Source organism: Paracoccus sp. Z118 (genome assembly GCF_019061185.1).
Lineage (GTDB): Bacteria > Pseudomonadota > Alphaproteobacteria > Rhodobacterales > Rhodobacteraceae > Paracoccus.
In genome coordinates, this window is sequence record NZ_JAHQZU010000011.1 from 104,888 (window position 1) to 127,552 (window position 22,665).

The 22,665-nt window shown below is 68.6% G+C and carries 24 protein-coding genes and 1 tRNA gene; 18 read left to right on the forward strand and 7 right to left on the reverse strand.

The window, feature by feature from the left end:
• Positions 1-41 precede the first annotated feature (41 nt).
• The 6 genes from KTN05_RS11140 to KTN05_RS11165 all read left to right on the forward strand — a co-directional run bounded on the left by KTN05_RS11140 (position 42) and on the right by KTN05_RS11165 (position 4,934).
• On the forward strand, positions 42-962 hold the full coding sequence (locus KTN05_RS11140; RefSeq protein ID WP_217329476.1) for a manganese-dependent inorganic pyrophosphatase: 921 nt from the start codon (positions 42-44) through the stop codon (positions 960-962).
• Between the two features lie 79 nt (positions 963-1,041).
• A complete protein-coding gene (locus KTN05_RS11145) occupies positions 1,042-1,902 on the forward strand; it encodes a TIGR01459 family HAD-type hydrolase (protein ID WP_217329477.1) in 861 nt (286 codons plus the stop codon).
• Between the two features lie 128 nt (positions 1,903-2,030).
• On the forward strand, positions 2,031-2,474 hold the full coding sequence (locus KTN05_RS11150) for a MaoC family dehydratase (protein ID WP_371823342.1): 444 nt from the start codon (positions 2,031-2,033) through the stop codon (positions 2,472-2,474).
• 65 nt (positions 2,475-2,539) lie between these two features.
• Positions 2,540-3,466 (forward strand): bifunctional riboflavin kinase/FAD synthetase, encoded by a 927-nt coding sequence (locus KTN05_RS11155; protein ID WP_217329503.1) that lies wholly within the window; start codon positions 2,540-2,542, stop codon positions 3,464-3,466.
• Complete coding sequence (locus tag KTN05_RS11160; RefSeq protein ID WP_217329479.1) at positions 3,466-3,906, forward strand: YcgN family cysteine cluster protein; 441 nt, start codon at positions 3,466-3,468, stop codon at positions 3,904-3,906. Before KTN05_RS11155 ends, KTN05_RS11160 begins: the two co-directional genes overlap by 1 nt.
• Positions 3,903-4,934 carry a low specificity L-threonine aldolase gene (locus tag KTN05_RS11165; protein WP_217329480.1) on the forward strand — a complete coding sequence of 344 codons (1,032 nt, stop codon included), beginning with the start codon at positions 3,903-3,905 and terminating at the stop codon, positions 4,932-4,934. The genes KTN05_RS11160 and KTN05_RS11165 overlap by 4 nt, the downstream gene beginning before the upstream one ends.
• 128 nt (positions 4,935-5,062) lie before the next feature.
• On the opposite strand, the gene KTN05_RS11170 is transcribed toward KTN05_RS11165, so the two are convergent.
• The 3 genes from KTN05_RS11170 to KTN05_RS11180 are packed head-to-tail and all read right to left on the reverse strand — an operon-like array spanning position 5,063 to position 7,195.
• Positions 5,063-5,596: a CinA family protein gene (locus tag KTN05_RS11170; RefSeq protein WP_217329481.1), complete on the reverse strand. Its 534-nt coding sequence runs from the start codon at positions 5,594-5,596 to the stop codon at positions 5,063-5,065.
• Positions 5,530-6,042 (reverse strand): phosphatidylglycerophosphatase A, encoded by a 513-nt coding sequence (locus KTN05_RS11175; protein WP_217329482.1) that lies wholly within the window; start codon positions 6,040-6,042, stop codon positions 5,530-5,532. Before KTN05_RS11175 ends, KTN05_RS11170 begins: the two co-directional genes overlap by 67 nt.
• Position 6,043: 1 nt before the next feature.
• On the reverse strand, positions 6,044-7,195 hold the full coding sequence (locus KTN05_RS11180; protein WP_217329483.1) for a bifunctional 2-C-methyl-D-erythritol 4-phosphate cytidylyltransferase/2-C-methyl-D-erythritol 2,4-cyclodiphosphate synthase: 1,152 nt from the start codon (positions 7,193-7,195) through the stop codon (positions 6,044-6,046).
• A gap of 161 nt (positions 7,196-7,356) precedes the next feature.
• On the opposite strand from KTN05_RS11180, the gene rpiA reads away from it, so the two are divergent.
• The 5 genes from rpiA (at position 7,357) to KTN05_RS11205 (ending at position 13,787) form a co-directional block, all read left to right on the forward strand.
• Positions 7,357-8,082 carry a ribose-5-phosphate isomerase RpiA gene (gene rpiA, locus KTN05_RS11185; protein WP_217329484.1) on the forward strand — a complete coding sequence of 242 codons (726 nt, stop codon included), beginning with the start codon at positions 7,357-7,359 and terminating at the stop codon, positions 8,080-8,082.
• Positions 8,079-9,491: a glutathione-disulfide reductase gene (gorA, locus tag KTN05_RS11190; RefSeq protein WP_217329485.1), complete on the forward strand. Its 1,413-nt coding sequence runs from the start codon at positions 8,079-8,081 to the stop codon at positions 9,489-9,491. Before rpiA ends, gorA begins: the two co-directional genes overlap by 4 nt.
• Before the next feature lie 77 nt (positions 9,492-9,568).
• Entirely contained in the window at positions 9,569-10,879 is a 1,311-nt protein-coding gene (hflK, locus tag KTN05_RS11195; protein ID WP_217329486.1) for an FtsH protease activity modulator HflK, read from the forward strand.
• Positions 10,879-11,991 carry a protease modulator HflC gene (gene hflC, locus KTN05_RS11200; RefSeq protein WP_217329487.1) on the forward strand — a complete coding sequence of 371 codons (1,113 nt, stop codon included), beginning with the start codon at positions 10,879-10,881 and terminating at the stop codon, positions 11,989-11,991. The genes hflK and hflC overlap by 1 nt, the downstream gene beginning before the upstream one ends.
• A 254-nt stretch (positions 11,992-12,245) precedes the next feature.
• A complete protein-coding gene (locus KTN05_RS11205; RefSeq protein ID WP_254368138.1) occupies positions 12,246-13,787 on the forward strand; it encodes a DegQ family serine endoprotease in 1,542 nt (513 codons plus the stop codon).
• Positions 13,788-13,887: 100 nt separating this feature from the next.
• Here KTN05_RS11205 and KTN05_RS11210 read toward each other — a convergent pair whose 3' ends face one another.
• Positions 13,888-14,664: an invasion associated locus B family protein gene (locus tag KTN05_RS11210; protein WP_217329489.1), complete on the reverse strand. Its 777-nt coding sequence runs from the start codon at positions 14,662-14,664 to the stop codon at positions 13,888-13,890.
• 371 nt (positions 14,665-15,035) lie between these two features.
• On the opposite strand from KTN05_RS11210, the gene KTN05_RS11215 reads away from it, so the two are divergent.
• Positions 15,036-16,589 (forward strand): helicase HerA-like domain-containing protein, encoded by a 1,554-nt coding sequence (locus KTN05_RS11215; protein WP_217329490.1) that lies wholly within the window; start codon positions 15,036-15,038, stop codon positions 16,587-16,589.
• Positions 16,590-16,595: 6 nt separating this feature from the next.
• Here KTN05_RS11215 and KTN05_RS11220 read toward each other — a convergent pair whose 3' ends face one another.
• Positions 16,596-16,943 carry a DUF6477 family protein gene (locus tag KTN05_RS11220; RefSeq protein WP_254368139.1) on the reverse strand — a complete coding sequence of 116 codons (348 nt, stop codon included), beginning with the start codon at positions 16,941-16,943 and terminating at the stop codon, positions 16,596-16,598.
• Positions 16,944-17,168: 225 nt separating this feature from the next.
• On the opposite strand from KTN05_RS11220, the gene KTN05_RS11225 reads away from it, so the two are divergent.
• From KTN05_RS11225 to KTN05_RS11250, 6 genes are all read left to right on the forward strand, one after another.
• Positions 17,169-18,437 carry a DUF6456 domain-containing protein gene (locus KTN05_RS11225; RefSeq protein WP_254368140.1) on the forward strand — a complete coding sequence of 423 codons (1,269 nt, stop codon included), beginning with the start codon at positions 17,169-17,171 and terminating at the stop codon, positions 18,435-18,437.
• 121 nt (positions 18,438-18,558) lie between these two features.
• Entirely contained in the window at positions 18,559-19,527 is a 969-nt protein-coding gene (gene lipA / locus KTN05_RS11230; protein WP_371823340.1) for a lipoyl synthase, read from the forward strand.
• 101 nt (positions 19,528-19,628) lie between these two features.
• Positions 19,629-19,712: transfer RNA gene (locus KTN05_RS11235), tRNA-Leu, on the forward strand.
• A gap of 98 nt (positions 19,713-19,810) precedes the next feature.
• Positions 19,811-20,656: a polysaccharide pyruvyl transferase family protein gene (locus KTN05_RS11240; RefSeq protein WP_217329491.1), complete on the forward strand. Its 846-nt coding sequence runs from the start codon at positions 19,811-19,813 to the stop codon at positions 20,654-20,656.
• Positions 20,657-20,855: 199 nt separating this feature from the next.
• Positions 20,856-21,239: a YqjD family protein gene (locus KTN05_RS11245; protein WP_217329492.1), complete on the forward strand. Its 384-nt coding sequence runs from the start codon at positions 20,856-20,858 to the stop codon at positions 21,237-21,239.
• A gap of 4 nt (positions 21,240-21,243) precedes the next feature.
• Positions 21,244-21,924: a phage holin family protein gene (locus KTN05_RS11250; RefSeq protein WP_217329493.1), complete on the forward strand. Its 681-nt coding sequence runs from the start codon at positions 21,244-21,246 to the stop codon at positions 21,922-21,924.
• A gap of 67 nt (positions 21,925-21,991) precedes the next feature.
• Here the strand turns inward: KTN05_RS11250 and grxD are convergent, their stop codons facing one another.
• Both grxD and KTN05_RS11260 read right to left on the reverse strand, forming a co-directional pair.
• Positions 21,992-22,357 (reverse strand): Grx4 family monothiol glutaredoxin, encoded by a 366-nt coding sequence (gene grxD, locus KTN05_RS11255; protein WP_217329494.1) that lies wholly within the window; start codon positions 22,355-22,357, stop codon positions 21,992-21,994.
• A gap of 26 nt (positions 22,358-22,383) precedes the next feature.
• Positions 22,384-22,626: a BolA family protein gene (locus KTN05_RS11260; protein WP_217329507.1), complete on the reverse strand. Its 243-nt coding sequence runs from the start codon at positions 22,624-22,626 to the stop codon at positions 22,384-22,386.
• Positions 22,627-22,665: the final 39 nt, after the last annotated feature.

A 22,665-nucleotide genomic window follows, 5' to 3' on the forward strand; every position in this document is an offset into this window, starting at 1 on the left:
ATAAACCGCGCAAACCCGCCATTGCCGCTGAAAGGGCTTCCATGATCCAGGTGTTCGGCCACAAGGCCCCCGATACCGACTCCACCGGCTCGCCGCTCATCTGGGCGTGGTATCTGACCGAGGTCCGCAAGACCCCGGCCAAGGCGGTCTTGCAGGGCGTGCCCAACACTGAGGCCGTATGGATGCTGGGCCGCTGGGGCGTGGACATGCCCGAGATCATCACCGACGTCGCCCCCGGCGACCAGTGCGTGATCGTGGACACCAACAACCTCGCCGAGCTTCCCGCCTCGATCAACGAGGCCGAGGTGATGGAGGTGATCGACCACCATCTGCTCGCCGGCGGCCTCAAGACCCGGCTGCCGATCAACATCACCATCCGCCCGCTGGCCTGCACCGCGACGATCATGCACGACCTGATCGGCGACGAGGACATGGCCCGCGCGCCGCACTGGGTGAAGGGGCTGATGCTGACCTGCATCCTGTCCGACACGCTGGAATTCCGCAGCCCGACCACAACGCCGCATGACCGGTTCGTGGCCGAGAAGCTGGGGAAGGAGCTGGACCTCTCGATCCCCGAATTCGCGTCCGAGATGTTCGCCGCGAAATCCGACGTCTCGGCCTTCGACGACGCCGCGCTGCTGCGGATGGACAGCAAGGAATACGAGCTGGACGGCGTGATGCTGCGGGTCTCGGTGCTGGAAACCACCGCGCCGCAGGTGCTGCTGGACCGCAAGGCCTCGCTGATGGCCTCGATGCCCGCCGTCGCCGCCGAGGATGGCGCGAACGAGGTGCTGCTGTTCGTCGTGGACATCCTGAACGAACAGGCGACGCTGCTGGTCCCGAACGACTATGTGCGCCGCGTGGCCGAACGGTCGTTCGAGGTGCCGGTGGCGGGCGATACCGTCCTGCTGCCGGGCGTCGTCAGCCGCAAGAAACAGATCATCCCCGTCCTCAAGGTCTGATCCCGCCCGCAGGGCCGACCGGGGGCTGTCTGCCCCCGGACCCCCGAGGATATTTGAAGCCGCCCGAAGGAGCTTTCGCTTGACCCGTATCATTCAGGCGCTGTCCGAAATCTCGGGCGGCTATGACGTGCTGTTCTGCGATCTGTGGGGGTGCGTCCATAACGGGCGCGAGGCCTATCCGGCAGCGATCGCCGCCCTGCAGGACTTCCGCAGGCAGGGCGGGCGGGTGGCGCTGATGACCAATGCGCCGCGTCCGCGCCATCTGGTGGCCGAGCAGATCGCCCGGCTGCGCGTGCCGGACGATGCCTGGGACGACATCGTGACCTCCGGCGATGCCGCGCAGGAGGCGATGCTGGCGGGCGATGTCGGGCGCGACGTCTGGCATATCGGGACGGGCAAGGATGCCGGGTTCTTCGAGATGCCCGATCCGCGGGCGTCCTCGATCCGCCGGGTGGCGTTCGAGGATGCCGAGGGGATTGTCGCCACCGGCCCTTTCGACGAGTTTAACGAGACGCCCGAACATTACCGCGAGGTGCTGGAGCAGGCGCAGGCGCGCGGGCTGAAGATGCTGTGCGCCAACCCCGATATCGTCGTGGACGTGGGCGAGACGCGCATCTACTGCGCCGGTGCCCTGGCGCAGCTTTACGAGGAGCTGGGCGGAGAGGCGCTGTATTTCGGCAAGCCCCACGCGCCGATCTATGACCTGGCCCGCAAGCATCTGGGACTGAACGGGAGCGAGCGCATCCTCTGCATCGGGGATGGCGTGGTCACGGATGTCGAAGGCGGCCGGCAGCAGGGCCTCGACACGCTGTTCATCACCGGCGGGCTCGCGGCGGCCGATCTGGGCACCGATGTCGAGAATCCCGACGAGGGGTTGCTGACTGGATGGCTGGCCGAGCAGGGGCAGGCCCCCGCCTATGCGATGGGGCGGCTGCGCTGAACGGCTGGGCCCGGAAGGACTGAGCGGCGTTTCGATTCCGTCCGGCCGCCGCGCCCGGACGCAATATTCTTGCGCGCCCGTTCCGAAGCTGCTATGCCGCAAGCCAGCACCGGGGAGATGCGCCGATGATCACCGACAACCTGCCCCGTGGCACGATCGTCATCGAGGATCTGGAAGTGGGCATGTCCCGCTACCTGCAGAAGCAGGTGACGGACGCCGATATCCGCCGGTTCGCGGAGCTCTCGACCGACCACAACCCGGTGCATCTGGATGACGCCTACGCGCAGGACAGCATCTTCGAGGGGCGGATCGCCCACGGAATGCTGACGGCGGGGCTGATCTCGGCCGTGATCGGCGAGCAGTTGCCGGGGCATGGCACCGTCTATCTGGGTCAGACGCTGAAGTTCATGGCGCCGGTGCGGCCGGGCGACACGGTCCGGGCCGAGGTGACGGTGGACAGCATCGACCGCGCGAAGCGCCGCGTCACCCTTGTCACCAGTTGCCGGGTCGGCGATACGGTCGTGTTGAAGGGCGAGGCGGTGGTGCTGGCGCCCTGCCGCAAGATCGACTGACGCCGGGCCTGTCCGGCCGCCCCATTCGCAAGACCCGGACCGACCCGCTCATGCAGAACCCGCCCATGCACATCCACCGCGACTGGACCGGTCTGCCGGCTTCCGCGCGGGGCGCAACCGTGGCGATGGGCAATTTCGACGGCGTGCATCTGGGCCACCGCGCGGTGCTGGACGCGGCCCGCGCCGCGCGCCCGGATGCGCCGCTGGGCGTCATCACCTTCGAGCCGCATCCGCGCGAGTTCTTCGCCCCGGTCGCGCCCGCCTTCCGGCTGATGGACGCGACCGCGCGGGCGAACCGGCTTGCCCGGCTGGGAGTCTCGCATCTGTTCGAGCTGCCTTTCGGACCCGTTCTGGCGGGGCTGACGCCCGAGGCGTTCGCGCGCGACGTTCTTTGCGACGGGCTGGGCGTCGTCCATGTCGCGGTGGGTGCGGATTTCCGCTTCGGCCACAAGCGGCTCGGCGATGCGGCCATGTTGGCGGAACTGGGCGAACGCTTCGGCTTCGGCGTGACCGCCGTCCCGATGACGGGTCTGGGCGACGAGCCGACCAGTTCCACCGCGATCCGCGCCGCTCTGGCCGAGGGGCGCGCGCGCGAGGCCGAGCGGATGCTCGGCCACTGGCACCGGATCGAAGGGCCGGTGCTGCACGGCGCAAAGCGCGGGCGCGATCTGGGCTATCCCACCGCCAACATGGCGGTCGGCGGGCGGATGCTGCCGAAGCTGGGCGTCTATGCGGTGCTCGCGGACGTGTTGACCGGACCGCATCGGGGCAGCTATCGCGGGGTCGCCAGCCTCGGCGTGCGGCCGATGTTCGGGGACAACGCGCCGAACCTTGAAACCCACCTCTTCGACTTCGCGGGCGATCTTTACGGCCAGCAGCTTTCCGTCGCGCTGGTCGAGTATCTGCGGCCCGAGGCGAAGTTCGACACTCTCGACGCGCTGATCGCCCAGATGCGCGGGGACGAGGCGGCCGCGCGGGCGGCGCTGTCCTGATGCGGAACCGCTTCTGGGAACTGCCGCTGACCGAACTGTCCTCGGCCGAGTGGGAGGCGCTTTGCGACGGCTGCGGCAAGTGCTGTCTCAACAAGATCGAATACGAGGATGACGGTGGGCTGGAGTTCACCTGCGTCGCCTGCCGGCTGCTGGATGGCGAGAGCTGCCGCTGCTCCAGCTATTCCAACCGCCACGACTTCGTGCCCGATTGCATCGTGCTGACCCCGGCCATGCTGGACGAGATTTCGTGGTGGCTGCCTGCCACCTGCGCCTATCGCCTGCGGGCCGAGGGCAAGCCGCTTTACGACTGGCACCATCTGATTACCGGCGATCCCGAATCGATCCACCGGGCCGGCATGTCGGTGCGCGGCCGAACGGTGAGCGAGCTGGAAGTCAGCGAAGAAGACTGGGACAAATATGTGATCGAGGATCTTGCATGAATTTCGGCTCGGACAACGCCTCGGGCGTGCACCCCAAGGTCATGGCGGCGATGGCGGCGGCCAATGATGGGGCCGTCTCGTCATATGGGCGCGACGCGCTGACCCGCGCCGCCGCCGACCGGGTGCGCGAGGCGCTCGATGCGCCCGAGGCCGAGGTTTTCCTGCTGGGCACCGGCACGGCGGCGAACGCGCTGGCATTGGCGCAGCTTTGCCCGCCTTGGGGCCGGATATTCTGTCACCGCACCGCCCATATCGAGACGAGCGAATCCGGCGCCCCCTCCTTCATGGCGGGCGGCGCGCAGCTGGCGCTGATCGACGGCCCGGACGGGCGGGTTTCCCCCGATGCGCTGCGGGCGCGGCTGTTCGACTATCCGCAAGTGGACGAACATGACGGCCGCAACGCCGCCCTGTCGCTGACCAATGCGAGCGAGTGGGGGACTGTCTATTCGCCTGCCGTCGTCGCGGAGCTTGCGGGGATCGCGCATGAAGCGGGGATGGCAGTCCATATCGACGGCGCGCGCTTCGCCAATGCCGTGGCGGCGACGGGCGCGGCGCCTGCCGACCTGACCCACCGCGCGGGCGTCGATGCGATGTCGCTGGGCGGGACCAAGAACGGCTGCATGGCGCTGGAGGCGGTAGTGTTCTTCGACCCTGCCCGCGCCCGTGACTTCGATTTCCGCCGGATGCGGGCGGGGCATCTGTGGTCCAAGCACCGCTTCCTCGCCGCGCAGGCCATCGCCTGGCTGGAGGACGGGCTGTGGCTGAGGCTCGCCCGGCACGGCAACGACGCGGCGGCCGAGCTGGCGGCGCGGGTGCGGGCCGCGGGGCTGGAGATCCTGCAACCCGTCGAGGCGAACGAGGTCTTCGTCCGCGCGCCGCGCGAAGCGATCGCCCGGCTGCGGCAGGCGGGGCTGCGGGCCGCCGACTGGCCGACCGTGGGAGACGACGAGGAACGGGCGACGATCCGCCTTGTCACGAGCTGGGCGACGACTGACGAGGAGATCGAGGCGCTGTCCGCGCAGCTTTAGGGGGCTGCCAACGGCGGTCCAACGCGCGACCACCTTGTGCGGTGAGGGCGGGCCTCGTCATCCTGCCCGACGCGCGGCGCCCCGCGTTGTCACGAGTGGCGCACGCCACAGGCGAGAAAGGCGAAGCGTCAGCGCAGCGCGGCGAGCAGCAGACCCAGCGCATGGTCCACGGTCGCGCGGCGCACCTGTGTCCGGCCGATTGCGCCGAACTCCACGGTTTCCGTCCGCACGCCGACTTTATCGGCAATGCCGAAGCAGACCCGACCCTCGGGCTTGTGCTCGGAGCCGCCCGGTCCGGCGATGCCGGTGACGGAGACGGCAAGCCGGGCGCCCGAGCGGTCCAGCGCACCCTGCGCCATTTCCGCCGCGACCTCTTCGCTGACTGCGCCATGCGCTTCCAGCGTCGCGGCGCTAACGCCCAGCATCTCCTGCTTGGCGGCGTTCGAGTAGGTGACGAAGCCGCGATCGACGACTTTGGACGACCCCGCGATCTCGGTCAGCGCGGCGGCGATCAGCCCGCCGGTGCAGCTTTCGGCGGTGGCGATCATCACGCGCGCCGCTTCTGCCGCCTCCAGCACCTTTGCCGCCCGGCCGGTCACATCAGCCAGTGGCTGATGCCCGCCGCGGCGATCGAGGCCAAGGCGGCGAAGATGCCTGCCCATACGTCGTCCAGCATCACCCCGGCAACGTCGCGGCGGCGGTCGGCGCGGCCGACGAGCCAGGGCTTCCAGATGTCGAACAGGCGGAAGAACAGGAACGGCGCGACGAGGCCCGGCCAGGGGAACACGTCCTTCGGCAGCCCGGCGAAGAAGAACCCGCCCGAGGTCGCGCAGAGCGCGATGAGCTGCCCCGCCATCTCGTCGATGACGATCTCGGGCCGGTCCTTGTCGGTCATCGCGGCGGTGTGGCGGCCGACGGCCCAGAAGCCGACCGCCAGCACGGCAAGCGTCGCCGCCGCGACCAGCGGAAAATGCCCGATCCGGTGGAGGGCGTAGCCTACGATGATCGTCACCAGCGACGCCCATGTCCCCGGCGCGGGCCGCAGTCGGCCGATGCCGAACAGCGTCGCGATCTGCCCTTCGATGCCCAGCCTTTCCGCTCGGTCCATGTCAGCCCCCGATCAGCGTCGCGGTGGCGAGCGCGGCGATGCCTTCCTTGCGGCCGGTGAAGCCAAGCCGTTCGGAGGTGGTGGCCTTGACGCTGACGCGGCACGGCTCGACCTGCATGATCTCGGCCAGCCGCTGCTGCATCGCCGGCGCATGGGGGCCGATCTTGGGATACTCGCAGACCAGCGTCACGTCGCAATTGCCGAGGCGGTAGCCCCGCTCGCGGGCCAACTGCGCGGCGTGGCGCAGGAAGATGTCGCTCGCCGCGCCCTTCCATTGCGGATCGCTGGGGGGGAAGTGGCGGCCGATGTCGCCCATCGCCAGCGCGCCGTAGATGGCGTCGGTCAGGGCGTGCATTCCCACATCGGCGTCGGAATGGCCGACCAGCCCCGCGTCATGCGCGACCTGCACGCCGCAAAGCCAGACGTGGTCGCCCGGCCCGAAGGCGTGGACGTCGTAACCGTTCCCCAGCCGCACATCCATGTCCGTCCCCCGCTGCGCGATGATCCGTTCCGCCCGCGCGAAGTCGCCGGGGAACGTCACCTTGATGTTGTCTTCGTCGCCCGTCGTGATCGCCACCGGCAGTCCCGCGCGATGCGCCAGTTCCACATCGTCGGCAGCGCCCTGCGGCGCGGCGCGATGGGCGGCAAGGATCGCGTCCAGCCGGAAGCCCTGCGGGGTCTGGGCGCGAAACAGCCCGTCGCGCGGCTGGAAGCCGGTGACTCGACCCTCGGCGCCGGTCCACAGCGCGTCCGTAACCGGCAGGGCAGGGGCGGCGGCGACCGCGCCGCCCTTCAGCGCGTCCACCACACCCGAGATGACGGCTTTCGAAACGAGCGGCCTGGCCCCGTCATGGATCAGCACATGGGTGATGCCCGACCCCTCCAGCAGCTCCAGCCCGGCGCGGACGCTGTCCGAACGGGTCTCGCCGCCCTCGACCAGCGTCACCCGCCCGCCGAGTTCGCCGATGGCGCGGTCCATGTCGCCCGGATGCACCGCCACGACGATACGCTCGGCACCGGCGAAAGCCTCCACGCTGCGCGACAGGACCGGGCGGCCCGCCAGATCGCGCCACTGCTTCGGCGGGCCGTCGCCCGCGCGGGTGCCGCGCCCGGCGGCGGTGATGAGAACGGCGATATGGCTCGGGATATTCATGCGCCGATGGTTAGGCCAAGCGCCGCCCCCGCGCAATCGGCTCACCGGCAGGCCCGCCCCATCGCCCGCGCCCGGCAGGCGACGGGCAAAACAACTCGCACCCTCCGCCGCTTCGGCCTATACCCCCTTCGACCCGCCATTTCCCGCGACAGGAGCGCGCCATGTCCGAGCTTTCACCCGCCGACCTTGCCAAGGATGCCTCGGCGCGCGCCGCCGTGGCGCTGGTGCAGGATGGAATGCGGCTGGGGCTGGGCACGGGTTCAACGGCGGTGTTCATGGTCGAGCGGCTTGCCGAGCGGGTCCGGGCCGAAGGGCTGCGCCTGCGCCTTGCCGCCACCTCGCGGGCGACGGCCGACCATGCCGGGCGGCTGGGGCTGAAGGTGGAGGAACTGGATGAGATCGGCTGGCTCGACCTGACCATCGACGGCGCGGACGAGATCGACCCCGACCTCAACCTCATCAAGGGGGGCGGCGGCGCGCTGCTGCGCGAGAAGATCACGGCGGCCGCATCAGACCGGATGGTGGTGATCGCCGATCCCGGCAAGGTGGTGGAAACGCTGGGCGCCTTTCACCTGCCGGTCGAGGTGATCGGCTTCGGGCTGGAAACCACCCGCATCCATATCCAGCGCCTGCTGGATGCGCAGGGTCTGAGCCACCGCCCGATGCTGCTGCGCCAGCGTGACGACAAGGTGTTCTGCACCGACGAGGGACACGTCATTCTCGATCTGTCGCTGGAAAACATCCACGATCCGGCGCGGCTTGCCGCGGGGCTCGCGGCCATTCCCGGCGTGGTGGAACACGGGCTATTCCTCGGCATGGCGGAACTGGCGCTGATCGGCAGCCCGGACGGCTCCGTGATCGAACTGCGGCGCGAGGTGAGTGAATGAGCTTCGATTTCGACCTTTTGGTGATCGGCGGCGGCTCGGGCGGGGTGCGCGCGGCGCGGATCGCCGCCAGCCAGCACGGCGCCCGCGTGGCGCTGGCCGAGGAAAGCCGGATGGGCGGCACCTGCGTCATCCGGGGCTGCGTGCCCAAGAAGCTGATGATCTTCGCCTCGGAAGCCCCGGCAGCCGCCGCCGAGGCGCGGGAATATGGCTGGCAGGCCGAAACCGGCGCCTTCGACTGGCCCATGTTCAGGGGCAAGCTGCACACGGAACTGTCGCGGCTGGAGGGCATCTACACCTCCGGCCTGCTGGCCGCCGGGGTCGAGGTGTTTCACCAGCGCGCCCGCATCGTCGATCCGCACATGGTGGAGCTGGCCGACGGCACCCGCCGGACCGCGGCGCATATCCTCGTCGCGGTGGGCGGGCGGCCGTCGCGTCCCGGCATCCCCGGCGACGATCTGGCGATGATCTCGGACGATCTGTTCGACATGGAGCGCCTGCCGGGAAAGGTTCTGGTCATGGGCGGCGGCTTCATCGCGACCGAGTTCGCCACCATCCTCAAGGGCCTCGGCTGCGACACCACGCTGACCCATCGGCGGGGCCGCGTCCTGCGCGGTTTCGATGAGGACGCGCGGGCCCTCGTCACCCATCAGCTCGAACATATCGGGGTGAGCCTGCGCCTCGATGTCAACGTCACGGCGATGGAGCGGGACGGCGGCGGCATCCGCTGCCATTTCGACGACGGCTCGGCCGAGCGGTTCGACGCCGTGATGCTCGCCACCGGGCGGCATCCCAACACCGAAGGGCTGGGGCTGGAGGCGGCCGGCGTGAAGCTGGGCAAGGGGGGCGAGATCGTCGTGGACCAGTGGTCGCAGACGAACATCCCCTCGATCTTTGCGGTGGGGGACGTGACCGACCGCGTGAACCTGACGCCCGTCGCCATTCGTGAAGGTCACGCTTTCGCCGACACCATGTTCGGCGGCCATCCGCGCCACGTCGATCACAGCCTCGTCGCCAGCGCCGTCTATACCCGCCCGTTCGAACTGGGCACGATCGGCCTGACCGAGGAGGACGCCTGCGCCAGCCGCGAGGTGGAAATCTACGCCGCCACCTTCCGGCCCATGCGCTCGCTTTTTGCGGGATCGGACCTGCGGGCGCTGATGAAGCTGATCGTCTGCGCCGAGACCCGCAAGGTGCTGGGCTGTCACATCTTCGCCCCCGAGGCGGGCGAGATGATCCAGCTGGCCGCTGTCGCGGTCACGATGGGCGCCACCAAGGAGGATTTCGACCTGACCGTCGCCGTCCACCCGACACTGGCCGAGGAGCTGGTGACGATGCGGATGCCGGTGCGGCGCAGCGGGCCGGAACATCACCGCTCGCACGATCTTGACCGGGCGCTGCATCCCGCGTGACGCGGGCAAAACCTTGACTTCGGGCCGTTCGTGCCCAGTTACGACACAACGATCAGGACGAAGGATTATCAGGACGCATGGCAAGCCAGGGGCCTTGGGGCGGGGGTAGCGGAGGCAACGGAAACGGGCCTGACGACAACAACGGAAATGACGGGCGCGAGGACGACAAGCGCGGCGAACCGCCGCGCAACCCGCCGCCGCAAGGCGCGCCGCGCCCGTGGGGCCAGCCCGGCGGGCAGCAGCCGCAACGGCCGGGCGCGCCGCGCCCCGGACAGGGCGGCGACATCGACAACCTGATGCGCAAGGGCCAGGACCGGCTGCGCGTCCTCATGGGCGGCAAGGGCCAGCCCGGCGGCAACGGCGGCGGGCAGGGTCCGCGCCGGCCCGGAGGCGGGGGCCCGAACCTGTCGCTGAACCGCGGCAGCTGGGGCATCTTCGCGCTCGGCGCCGTGGCGCTTTGGGTGTTCGCCAGCTTCTACACCGTCAACACCGAGGAAAAATCCGTCGAGCTGCTGTTCGGCACCCCCTATCAGGTCGGCGACGAAGGTCTGAACTTCGCGCCCTGGCCCTTCGTGACCAAGCAGATCGTGCCGGTCACGGGCGAGCGTGTGACCGAGATCGGCGTTGGCCGCGATCCGATGGACAGCGGGCTGATGCTGACCCGCGACCAGAACATCGTGAACATGCAGTATCAGGTGGTCTGGAACATCTCCGACCCGGAAAAATACCTCTTCAACCTCGCCGACCCCGAAGGGACGATCCGCGCGGTGTCGGAATCGGCCATGCGCGATATCGTGGCCCGCAGCACGCTCGCGCCGATCCTGAACCGCGACCGCGGCATGATTGCGGCCGAGGCGGGGCAGCTGATCCAGGCGACGCTCGACAGCTATGATGCCGGCATCAACGTGGTCCGGGTGAACCTCGACCGCGCCGACCCGCCGCAGGAGGTGATCGACAGCTTCCGCGAGGTGCAGGCCGCGCAGCAGGAACGCGACCGGCTGCAGAACGAGGCCGACGCCTACGCCAACCGCGTCCTTGCCGCCGCGCGCGGCGAATCGGCCGCACTGGTCGAGCAGGCCGAAGCCTATCGCGCCGAGGCCGTGAACAACGCCGAGGGCGAGGCCGCGCGCTTCAACTCGATCTACACCGAGTACGCCAAGGCGCCGGACGTCACGCGCAAGCGGATGTATCTGGAAACGATGGAGCGGGTGCTGGGCCGGGTGGACAAGGTGATCCTTGACGGCGTGCAGGGCGAAAACGGCTCGGGCGTTGTGCCTTATCTGCCACTCGACCAGTTGCGCCGTCCCGCGACCGACGCGCCCGCCGCGACCAACACCACCACCGGTGCCGGCCCAGCCGCCGCCAACGCCGGAATCGGGGGCAACTGATGAAACGCACCTTGTCCATGCTGGCGCTGCCGGCGCTCATCATCGTTGCCGTGCTGGCCATGGCGTCGATCTATATCGTCGATGTGCGCGAGAAGGCGCTCGTCACCCGCTTCGGCGAAGTCATCACGGTGCGCGAGGAACCGGGCCTCGGCCTGAAGGTGCCCTTCCTCGACAATGTCGTGACCTACGACGCCCGCATCCTGGGGCTGACCACCGACCCGATGGAGGTGACGCCGCTCGACGATCGCCGCCTGATCGTGGACGCCTTCGCCCGCTGGCAGATCACCGACGTGGTCCGCTTCCGCCGCGCGGTCGGCTCGGGCGGGATCGCGCAGGCGCAGAGCCGGCTGGAAGGCATCCTGACCAACGCCATTCGGGGGGTTCTGGGCTCGGTTCCCTCGACTGCGGTGCTGTCGGACGACCGGACGCCGCTTATGAACCAGATCCGCGACCAGGCCCGCGAGGAAGCCGAGGCGCTTGGCGTGAACGTCATCGACGTGCGCCTGACCCGCACCGACCTGCCCGAGCAGAACCTGAATGCCACCTACGCCCGGATGCGGGCCGAGCGCGAGCGCGAGGCCGCCGACGAGGTGGCGCGCGGTGGCGAGGCGGCGCAGCGTGTCCGCGCTGCGGCCGACCGGACGGTTGTCGAGCTGACCTCGCAGGCCCGGCGCGAATCCGAGGTGATCCGGGGTGAGGCCGACGCGCAGCGCAACGCGATCTATGCCGACGCGTTCGGGCAGGACCCCGAGTTCTTCGCCTTCACCCGCTCGATGCAGTCCTATGAGCGGGCGCTGCAATCCGGCAACAGCTCGATCGTGCTGCAACCGGATGGCGAGTTCTTCAGCTATCTGAACGACGCGAAGCCGCAGACCGGCTTCGGGGCAGCCGTGGCGGCCCCGGCCGCCGCTGGCGGCGCGGAAGCAGTGCCCGAAGCGGCCGAACCGCTGGCCGCGGCCGATGATCCGGCAGGGAACGCCGCCGGAAGCGAATCCGCCGAGGTCGTGCCGGCCGCGGATGCGGCCGCCGACGACGCAGCCGAGACACCGGCAGCGGGCGCGGACACGATCCTGCGAACGGTTCCGCTGGGCGATGCCGCGCCGCAGGGTTGAGCAGGCGCAAGGCCGTCGCAAACGCATGAAAGGGGGCCGTCGCGGCCCTCTTTGTCTTTCCCGCCGGAGAAATGACACATTAATCACAAGCTTGCGGGGCATGGTGCTTTCCCGCAACATAGCGACTATTTTCTTGCCGACGGGTTCACAGCCGCAGTGACGCGGCCCCAGTCACGGAGAACCGCATGCAAACCAGTTCAACTCGCTTTCGGCTGACCGCATCCGCGCTTGCGATTGCCTTGGCCGTCAGCCCGATGGCGATGGCCCAGGCGCCTGCGCCGGACGCCGAGCCGCGCACGGAATCGGGCCAGCCGATCACCCCGCCCGAAACCACCACCATCCCCGACCAGCCGCACACCGGCGAGATCCCCGAAGCCGCCAATTCCAACGTGCCGCTGAGCGCGCCCATCGCGCAGGCGGGCGGGGCGGTCGCCCCGGAAAGCTTCGCCGATCTGGTCGAGCAGGTCAGCCCGGCAGTGGTGAACATAACCACGACCGCCGTCGTCTCGCGCCCGACCGCGCGCGGCCCCGGCTTCCCCGAGGGAAGCCCGTTCTCGGACCTGTTCCGCGATTTCGGCATGCCCGACTTTCCGAGGGACCAGAATCCCTTCGGCGGGCCGCAGATGCAGCAGCGCTCGAACGCGCTCGGCTCGGGCTTCGTCGTCTCGGCGGACGGGATCATCGTGACGAACAACCACGTCATCGACGGCGCGGACGAGATCGAGGTCGAGTTCTATTCGGGCGGCAGCCTGCCGGCCGAGGTGATCGGCACCGATCCCAACACCGACATCGCGGTGCTGAAGGTCGAATCGCCCAACCCGCTGCCCTTCGTCACCTTCGGCGACAGCGACGAGGCCCGCGTGGGCGACTGGGTGCTGGCGCTGGGGAACCCGCTGGGGCAGGGCTTCTCGGCCTCGTCGGGGATCGTTTCCGCGAAAAGCCGGGCGCTGACCGGCACCTATGACGACTTCATCCAGACCGACGCGGCCATCAACCGCGGCAACTCGGGCGGGCCGCTGTTCAACATGAACGGCGAGGTCATCGGGGTGAACACCGCGATCCTGTCGCCGAACGGCGGCTCCATCGGGATCGGCTTCTCGATGGCGTCGAACGTCGTCGGTCCGGTGGTCGATCAACTGCAGGAGTTCGGCGAGACCCGCCGCGGCTGGCTGGGCGTGATGATCCAGGACCTGACGCCGGACATCGCCGATTCGCTCGGGCTGGAAAGCGACGGCGGGGCGATGGTGACAGAGGTGCCGCCCGGACCCGCCGCCGATTCGGGCATCCAGACCGGCGACGTCATCACCCATTTCGCGGGCGGCGAGGTCGAGGATACGCGCGATCTGGTGCGCCGCGTGGCTGATGCCCCGGTCGGCGAGGCGGTGGAAGTCACGGTGATCCGCAACGGCGAGCCGGTCGCGCTGGAAGTGACGCTGGGCCGCCGCGAACTGGCCGAAGGCAACGCCTCCACTTCGGACGAAGGCTCCGCCCCGTCGCAGCAGGACGTGCTGGGGATGAACCTCGCGCCGCTGACGCCGGAACTCGCCGCGCAGCTCGGCGCACCGAACGACGCCGAGGGACTGGTCGTGCGGTCCGTCGATGCCGCGAGCCCCGCCGCCGAGAAGGGCCTTTCCGCCGGTGATCTGATCACCGAGGCAGGCCAGCAGCCGGTCACCACCGTCGCGGACCTGCGCGCCCGCATCGATGAGGCCCGCGAAGCCGGGCGCACGTCGCTGCTGCTGCTGGTGCGCCGCGGCGAGCAGCCGCGCTTCGTGGCGCTGCCGATCGAGGAATGAGGCGCGGCGCCTTCGGGCGCCCGCCGATGCACCGTTAGTCCACAAAGAAGGGGGCCGGTTCCGGCCCCCTTTGTCATGTCTGGACGGTGCGGATGCCGGATTATTCGGCCGGGGCCGGGGCCGGGGCCGAGGCGGACGGCGCGGTCGGCGCGGCGGGGGTTTCGGCGGCCATGGCGTCGAAACCGGCGGTGAAGCCGCTCAGCGACAGGGGCAGCCGGACCATGTGCTGCTCGGGGTCGCCGCCGAAGGGCAGCAGCGACACGGTGCCGGAACCGCCGCGCTTGAGGCCTCCAAGCTCGGCCTGGGTCAGCCCCACGCGCGAGATGCAGCCGACGGCGGCGCACACCATGAAGGGATAGCGCTGCTCGGCGCCGCTATCGACGCGGAAGCCCAGCCCGGCGCTCAGATCCGTTTCCAGCGGCGCGACGAAGTTCATGATCGCGGCCGCCTCGCCCTCGAACGGGATGACCGAGACTTCGGCGACGGCGACGTCCTGATCGTCCTTGAGAAGCTGGTAAAGCTCGCACGGATCGTTGCCGTCGGGGGTGCGCATGCAGCGGACGGCCCAGTCGCCGTGGGTCGATTTGGCGTAGTAGGTGCCGGGCTGCGGCTGGCCTTCGGCCGGCGCGGCGTCGGTGGCCGTGGTCGCGGCATCGGGCGCATCTGCCGGAGCGGGCTCTGCGGCGGGCGCAGGCGCGGCTTCCGTGGCCGTTCCGGGCGCCGCGTCGGTCGCGGGCGCTGGCGCTGCGCTGTCCGCAGGTGCAGTTTCGGCCGGTGTGGCGGGCGCCGGTTCGGTCGCCGTCTGGGCCAGCGCCGCGCCGGTGGGAATCGCGGCGAGAAGCACCGCCGCCAGCGCGGCGGACATCCGGTATGCCATATCGTAACCTTTCGAGTGTTTTGTCGTCGCGCTTGCCTAGCACGCAGCCGGAAGCTTGTCAGGATAGCGCCGGGCGGGGGTCCGTCACCTTTGCGTCGCTGCGGCGGGCACTTGCCGACCGCGCGAATCGCCGCGCCCTTGAACGAGAAAAGGACCGCCACGCGGCGATCCTTTCCCCAGCTTCCATCCCTGCCGGACTGGCCGGTCATCATTGAGGGGCAGGATAAGGCACGCTTGTCGATGCGTCAATTCCGCAGCGGAGCGTCCATGCGCGCCCTTGCCACGCACCGCACCGCGCCGCACGAACGCTCTGGCGCGACGGGACGCAGCCGCTAATCTGCCGGCGAGACACATGAAATCGGGAGCGTCGCATGGCAGGCATCGTCGATCTGGAATCCGGCGCCATCCAGGTCGGAGGCAGCGGCAAGGGGCATGGCACGCCCGAACTGCTGCGGCTGAGGCTCGCCAACCGTCATGGGCTGATCGCCGGGGCCACCGGAACGGGCAAGACGGTGACGTTGCAGACGCTGGCCGAATCCCTCTCGCTCGCCGGGGTGCCGGTGTTCCTGTCAGACGTGAAGGGCGATCTGGCCGGCATGGCGATGCCGGGCGGGACTGACCCGTCCCTTCTGGCGCCATTCGCCGAACGCGCCGCCGTCATCGGGATCGAACTGGACTACCAGCCGTTCCCCGTCACCTTCTGGGATGTCTTCGGGGAGAAAGGCCATCCGGTCCGCAGCACCCCGGCCGAGATGGGGCCGCTGCTGCTGTCGCGGCTGATGGATCTGACGCCAGCGCAGGAGGGGGTGATGAACATCGCCTTCCACGTCGCGGACGAGCAGGGCCTTGCGCTGCTCGATCTCGCGGATCTGCGGTCGGTGCTGGTCTGGGTTGGCGAGAACGCCTCGGAACTGCGGCTGCGTTATGGCAACGTCTCCTCGGCCTCGATCGGCGCGATCCAGCGGGCGCTGCTGGTGCTGGAAGGCCAGGGGGGCGAGCAGTTGTTCGGCGAGCCGGCGCTGGAGCTTGCGGACCTGATCCGGCTGGACGCCTCGGGCAAGGGCGTCGTCAACATCCTCGCCGCCGACCGGCTGATGCAGTCGCCCCGGCTCTATGCCACGTTCCTGCTGTGGCTGCTGTCGGAGCTTTTCGAACAGCTGCCAGAGGTGGGCGACCCGGAAAAGCCGCGCATCGCCTTTTTCTTCGACGAGGCGCATCTGCTGTTCGACGACGCCCCCGACGCGCTGGTGGACAAGATCGAGCAGGTGGCGCGGCTGATCCGGTCCAAGGGCGTCAGCGTCTGGTTCATCTCGCAAAGCCCGGATGACATGCCCGGTGCCGTGCTGGGCCAGATCGGCAACCGCATCCAGCACGCGCTGCGGGCCTTCACCCCCAGGGACCACAAGGCGCTGCGGCAGGCGGCGGAAACCTATCGTCCGAACCCCGCCTTCGATACCGCCGAGACGATCCAGGCGGTCGGCACCGGCGAGGCGGTGACGTCGTTCCTGCAGGGCAAGGGCGAGCCGGGGATGGTCCAGCGAACCCTGATCCGCCCGCCTGTGTCCCAACTCGGCCCCATCGCCGATGTGGACCGGGCGCGGATCGTCGCCGCCTCGCCGCTGGGGCTGAAATACGGGCGCAGGCTGGACCGCGAGTCGGCGCATGAGGTGCTGACGGCGCGGGCGCAGGCCGCCACGGCGGCGACCGCCGAGGATGACCCGTTCCGCATGGACCCGCCGGGGGCAACGCATGCGCGCGGGCGCCGTTATCGCCCAAGCGCCGAGCGGGGCGACAAGCCCGCACCCCGCCGCCAAAGCGATTCGCTCGGCATGGCTTTCGGCAAGAGCCTCGCCCGCCAGCTTGGCACCCGCGCGGGGCAGGCGCTGGTCCGGGGCGTGCTCGGCTCGCTTGCCCGCAAGCGCTGAGGGCCGTCAGCCGAGCGCGCAGGGCTGCGGCGTCGCCGCGCGTTCCGCCGCCACGGCGCGGATTTCCGCAAGGATGGCGATCATCAGCGTGACGTGCTGCCGGATATCGTATTCGGCGGCACCGACCTGCCGCGAGTCGTTCAGCGCCTGCTCCATCGCGCGAAGCTGCGGCAGCGCGTCGCCCGGCAACGGAACCGTCTCGCATTTCAACAGTTTGGGAAGATCGCGCCCGCGCCGCCAGCCGGGCTGGCCGAGCCGGGCCGCGCGGATCAGCAGGACCGGACGGCGCAGCGGCCCCGATACGGTCGGGGCGGAAAGCGGGACCGGGAAGGGGATGATGTTGTGAAATGTCATTTCTGCACGCCTTGGTTGAGCCGGCGGACAGAATGCACCCGATTGGCGGCTGTTGCGTTTTGGGCCCGAGCAGCGCACGGGCCGGCAGCAGAACTTTAGGATTTGTTAGCAAATAACCACGCATCTGGACTGCGGACCTGTCCATTTCGGCAGGTCAGGGGTCACTACCCAGACGCCGCCCGCGATCGGCGGTCACGGCTAAACGCGATGCGAGGGAAGACAACCATGACGATTCTTTCGGCCGACTTCAGCGCCTTCGCGGCGATCCCGGCCATGGCCGAGGAGGGCGCGGCCGAGGCGATGAGCATCACGGCCGAAGCCCCGGCCAGCGAGCGGGCGGAGGACTGGACTCATGACTGGGCGGACGGCCCGCCGGCGACCGATGCGGGCGCGAGCGCTGCCTGTGCCAACGAGCAGGAAGAGGCGCTACCCGACGACGCCCGGCTGTATCTGCGCCATGTCGGACGCGGCGAGTCGATCCGTGCGATTGCCCGCGACACCGGCTGCCACGCCTCGACCATCATGCGCCGGATCCGCCGGTTCGAGCAGCGCCGAGACGATCCGCTGGTGGACGGCGCGATGGAGCGGGTGGCGGACGCCCCCGAGCAGGGCCCCCGGGCGGAGCCCGCCAACTGGACCCGGCACGAGTTGGATCAGGCCCGCCGCATCCTGCGCCGTCTCGCCGAGCCGCGCGCGGTGATGGCCGTCGCCACCGGCATGGACAAGGCGATCGTCATGCGCGACGACATCCGCATCGCCGTGCTCGACCGCGAACTGGCCGAGCGCATCGCGTTGATGGGCTGGGTGGCGCTGTTCCAGCGGGGGCGGATCACCCGCCACGCCATCACCGCGGCGGGCCGGGCGGCGCTGAAGCACCTCGTGGCGGGGCGCGGCAGGATGCTGCCGGGGCAGGGCGATCTTGCCGGCGCGCAGCCCGTCACGCCGCCGCTGGAAATGGCCGAGGCACCTGCCGCCTTCGACCACGGCGAACAGCACCGCGTCTGGGGCGAGCGCGACATCGAGGACCCCGAAAGCGGCGAACGGCGGCGGGCGCGTGTGAACCTCGCCGAAAGCCCGCTGCTGATGTTCGCGCGGCGGCGCGATCCGGCGGGCAAACCGTTCCTCGATCCCGGCATGGTCGGCGCGGGCGAGCGGCTGCGCGAGGATTTCGAGCTTGCCCAGATGGGCCCGCGCGTGACCCAGAACTGGGACCGCTTCATGACGGCCGGAATCGACAGCTCGTTCCGGTCGGGGGCGCATGGCGGCGGCAGCGAGGGCGCACGCAGCCGTGTCGCCGCGGCGTTGCGCGATCTGGGGCCGGGGATGGGCGATCTGGTGCTGCGGGTCTGCTGCTTTCTCGAGGGAATCGAGATGACCGAGCGCCGGCTCGGCTGGCCCGCCCGCTCGGGCAAGATCGTCCTGCGGCTGGCGCTGATGCGTCTGGAACGGCATTATCTGGAAACCTATGGCGGCGGCCCGCGCATGATCGGCTGACGGGGCAGGGCGCCCGCATCCGGGACGCCCCTCCGGGGCCGGAACCGGTCTCTCAGGGGCGGCGTTGAACCCGCCCGGCAAAGCCGCTACATCGGGACGGACAGCCGGAGGGCCCATTTCCGTGACCGATCACTCTGCCGGGGCCGCAACCCCGATCCCCGTCCTGCGCCATCCCGAAAAGGCGCACCGCCCGGACCAGGCGCAGCCCAAGAAGCCCGACTGGATCCGCGTGAAGGCGCCGGTCAGCCAGGGCTACAAGGACACCCGCGACACGCTGCGCGAGCATCGCCTGTCCACCGTCTGCGAGGAGGCCGGCTGCCCCAACGTCGGCGAATGCTGGAGCCAGGGACACGCCACCATGATGATCATGGGCGAGATCTGCACCCGCGGCTGTTCCTTCTGCAACGTCGCCACCGGCAAGCCCGACGCGCTGGACGTGTTCGAGCCGGGCAGGGTGGCCCATGCGGTCTCGACGCTGGGGCTGAAGCACGTCGTCATCACCAGCGTGGACCGCGACGATCTGGACGATGGCGGGGCCGAGCATTTCGCCCAGACCATCCGCGCGATCCGCCACCGCTCGCCCGGCTCCACCATCGAGATCCTGACGCCCGACTTCCTCAAGACGAAGCCGGGCACGCTGGAAACGGTGGTCGAGGCGCGGCCGGACGTATTCAACCACAACCTCGAAACCGTGCCGGGGCTCTATCCCACGGTCCGGCCGGGCGCGCGGTATTTCCATTCGCTGCGGCTTCTGCAGCGGGTGAAGGAACTGGACCCGGCGATGTTCACCAAGTCGGGCATCATGGTGGGCCTCGGCGAGGACCGGCAGGGCGTCCTGCAGGTCATGGACGACATGCGGGCGGCCGAGATCGACTTCATCACCATCGGCCAGTATCTGCAGCCGACCCCCAAGCATCACCGCGTGGACCGCTTCGTGACGCCCGACGAGTTCCGCAGCTACGAAAAGGCCGCCTACGGCAAGGGCTTCCTGATGGTCTCGGCAACGCCGCTGACCCGCTCATCCTATCACGCAGGCGACGACTTCGCCCGCCTGCGCGAGGCAAGGCTGGCGAGGCTGGCACAGGGTTGAGGCGGCAGGCGCGCCCGCGGGACATCCGGCGGAGCGGGAGAGGAACGACAGCCGCAGGACGCTTGATCCGGCGCAGCGTTCCCGTTAAGCGAAGCAGGCGCGCCCGAGTGGCGGAATGGTAGACGCAGCGGATTCAAAATCCGCCGCCGCAAGGCATGCCGGTTCGAGTCCGGCCTCGGGTACCAAGGGCTTAGCGCCTTATTGCTCTAGAAGGACACTGTGACCGGCATCCTGCGTCGGGCAGACCTCTGGCGCGCGCTAACCGGATCAGCGAAGGATCGATATGCTCGACTTGATTTCGAAACCCGGCGAAACCGAGATAGCCCGTCTCCGTAAAGGTGAGTTGCCTGATGATAACATGTGGTGGTCCTGGTGGGGTGAATTTCGGAACTTTGGCGATTGGCTCGGTCCTTACATCTACAACAAGCGCACCGGCCGCCGGCCAAGATACTGCGCGCCCGGCCACGTTCCAGAGGGTGTGACGGTTCACTTTACCTGCGGAAGCATCATGCAGAAGATCCGCAAGAAAAATCGGGCTATGGTATGGGGCACCGGCATCAAGGACCCGGACCAATGGTTCGCGCGACCAAAGTCGATTGCCGCAGTTCGTGGTCCCCTGACCCGCCGAGTTCTCGAACAACGCAAATTCGACGCGCCCGAGGTTCTGGGAGATCCGGGTCTGTGCATGCCTGAACTGTATCAGCCCTCATCAACCGAAAAGAAATTTCGCGCGGGCATAATCCCCCACGTTTACGACATGCCATTCTGGCAACAGAATCTGACCCTGCTCCCGCCGGAAGCCGTGCTGATCGACCTAAGACACCCTGTAGAGGCCGTGATCGACCAGATCGCATGCTGTGAAGCAACGCTTTCAAGCTCGCTTCACGGCATCATCGAGTCGCATGCCTACGGCGTTCCCAGCTGCTGGATGGCCTCCTTCTCGTCCGAAGTCAGCCAAGACTTCAAGTTCCGGGATTATTTCGGATCGGTTGGCATGGATCTCACCTCGAGAGATCGCCGCAAGATCGGCCTCCCATTCGATCTGGGAGATTATGAGGACGACGTTGCGCTTCCCCCCGCTGATCTTGCGGAGATGTCGCGGCGGCTCCTCGGCGTCTGTCCCTTCTAGCGTCCGACAGGGGATGATCGAGCCGGATGCGCCCGCGTGTCCAGCATCTTGGGCTGCCCACAGTTGCCGTCGCTTGGCCGGCGGGGCTGTGCCTGTTCAGTGAGAACGCGCCGTTTTTTCCGCCCCTTGGGGAACGATCCGGGGCGGGCCGGGGTTGGAAGGCATAATCTTCCACGTCTCGCTTGAAAGGAACCTCGCGATGGCCACCAACTATACCGCTTCCGACGCCAAGAACGACCTCAAGGACAACGCCAACCAGACCGCGAACAAGACCGCTTCAGACCTTCGCGAAGGGGCCAACGAGGCCAAGCGCACCGCTCAGGATGCGATCGATTCGGCGAAGGAAAAGGGTCAGGAGGCGCTGGATACCGCGCGCGAGCGGGGTGCCGAATATGCCGAGCGCGCCCGTCACGAGGCGGACCGCCTTTACCGCGAGGGCCAGCGCAAGGTCGGCGAAGTGGCGCATTACGCCGAGGACTATTATGACGAGATGTCGGACATGGTCCGCCGCAAGCCCGCGCAGGCCCTGGGCATCGCGGCCGGCGTCGGCTTCCTCGTCGGCCTGATCCTCGCCCGCCGTTGATCCCATGTTCGATTACGCGAGGAACATGCAGCTTGCCCTGACGGACATCGGCCGCCGCGCCGCCATGAAGGCGGGGGCGGGGGTCGTCATGCTCATCGGGGCGGGCTTCCTGATCGCGGCGCTATGGACGTTCCTTGCGGATACCCTCGACTGGGGGCCGCTCTGGGCGTCGCTCGTGATCGCGCTGATCTTCATCGTCATCGGACTCGTCCTCCTCAGCCGCAGCAACAAGGTCGAGCATCCCGTCCCGTCCACGGACGAGCTGAAGGCCGAGGTGGAAACACGGGTGAGCCTGGCCACCGACGCGGCGCTGGAAAAGGCCCGCGTCAAGGCGACCGAAGTGGTGGATACGGTGGAGAACAAGGTGAACACCCTTGTCGATACCGTCAGCTACAAGGCGCACGAGTTCGCCGACACGGCCGAGGCGAAGGTGCAGGGGTTCACCCGCAGCGCCGCCGGCACGGCCGCGTCGAAGATCGGGCTGTCGCCGCAGTTCTTCTCCGAAGCGCAGGACACGCTGGACAAGGTGAAGACGAGCAACGCGGCGACGATTCCGCCGCTTCTGGCGGCCTTCGCAGCGGGCGTCGCGCTTGCCTCGCGGGTGCAGTCATGGCGGCACGAGGATGAGCCGTATGACGATTACGACGGCCAATATGACGATGAGGACGACGACAGGTATTACTGAGAACCTGTCCCCGCCAAAGCAGAAGGGCCGCTCGCGCGGCCCTTTTTTCTTGGCGATGCGGGCCGGTTCAGCCGTTGGCCTGACGGATCCGCTCGGCCGCGTCCTTGTCGTAGGTGACGCCGGACTTCTCGAAAAGCTGGTCCAGTTCGCCCGAAAGGGTCATCTCGGTCACGATGTCGGCCCCGCCGACGAACTCGCCCCGGACGTAAAGCTGCGGAATCGTCGGCCAGTCCGAGAAATCCTTGATCCCCTGACGGATCCCTTCGTCGGACAGCACGTTCACGTCCTGGAAGGCGACGCCCATGTAGTTCAGGACGCTCGCCACGCGGCTGGAGAAACCGCATTGCGGCACATCCTTGGTGCCTTTCATGAACAGGACGACATCGTTGTTGTCGATGAGGGTCTGGATCTGCTCGCGCGCTTGTTCGGTCATGTCTGATCCTTTCGGAGGAGGGGTCTTCAGTCGGGCGCCTTGGTGGTCAGCGCCAGCGCGTGCAACGCGCCGCTGGGCCCATCCATCTGCCCCTTCAGCGCGGCATAGACGGCGCGCTGCTGCTGAACGCGGTTCTTGCCGCGGAAGCTTTCGTCGATGACTTCGGCGGCATAGTGGTTGCCGTCCCCGGCAAGGTCGGTGATCGTGACTTTCGCGTCGGGAAACGCGGCGCGGATCAGCGCCTCGATATCATGGGCCTCCATGGGCATGGTCATGGTCCTTCATCATCGGCTGGGCCTGATGTAGGC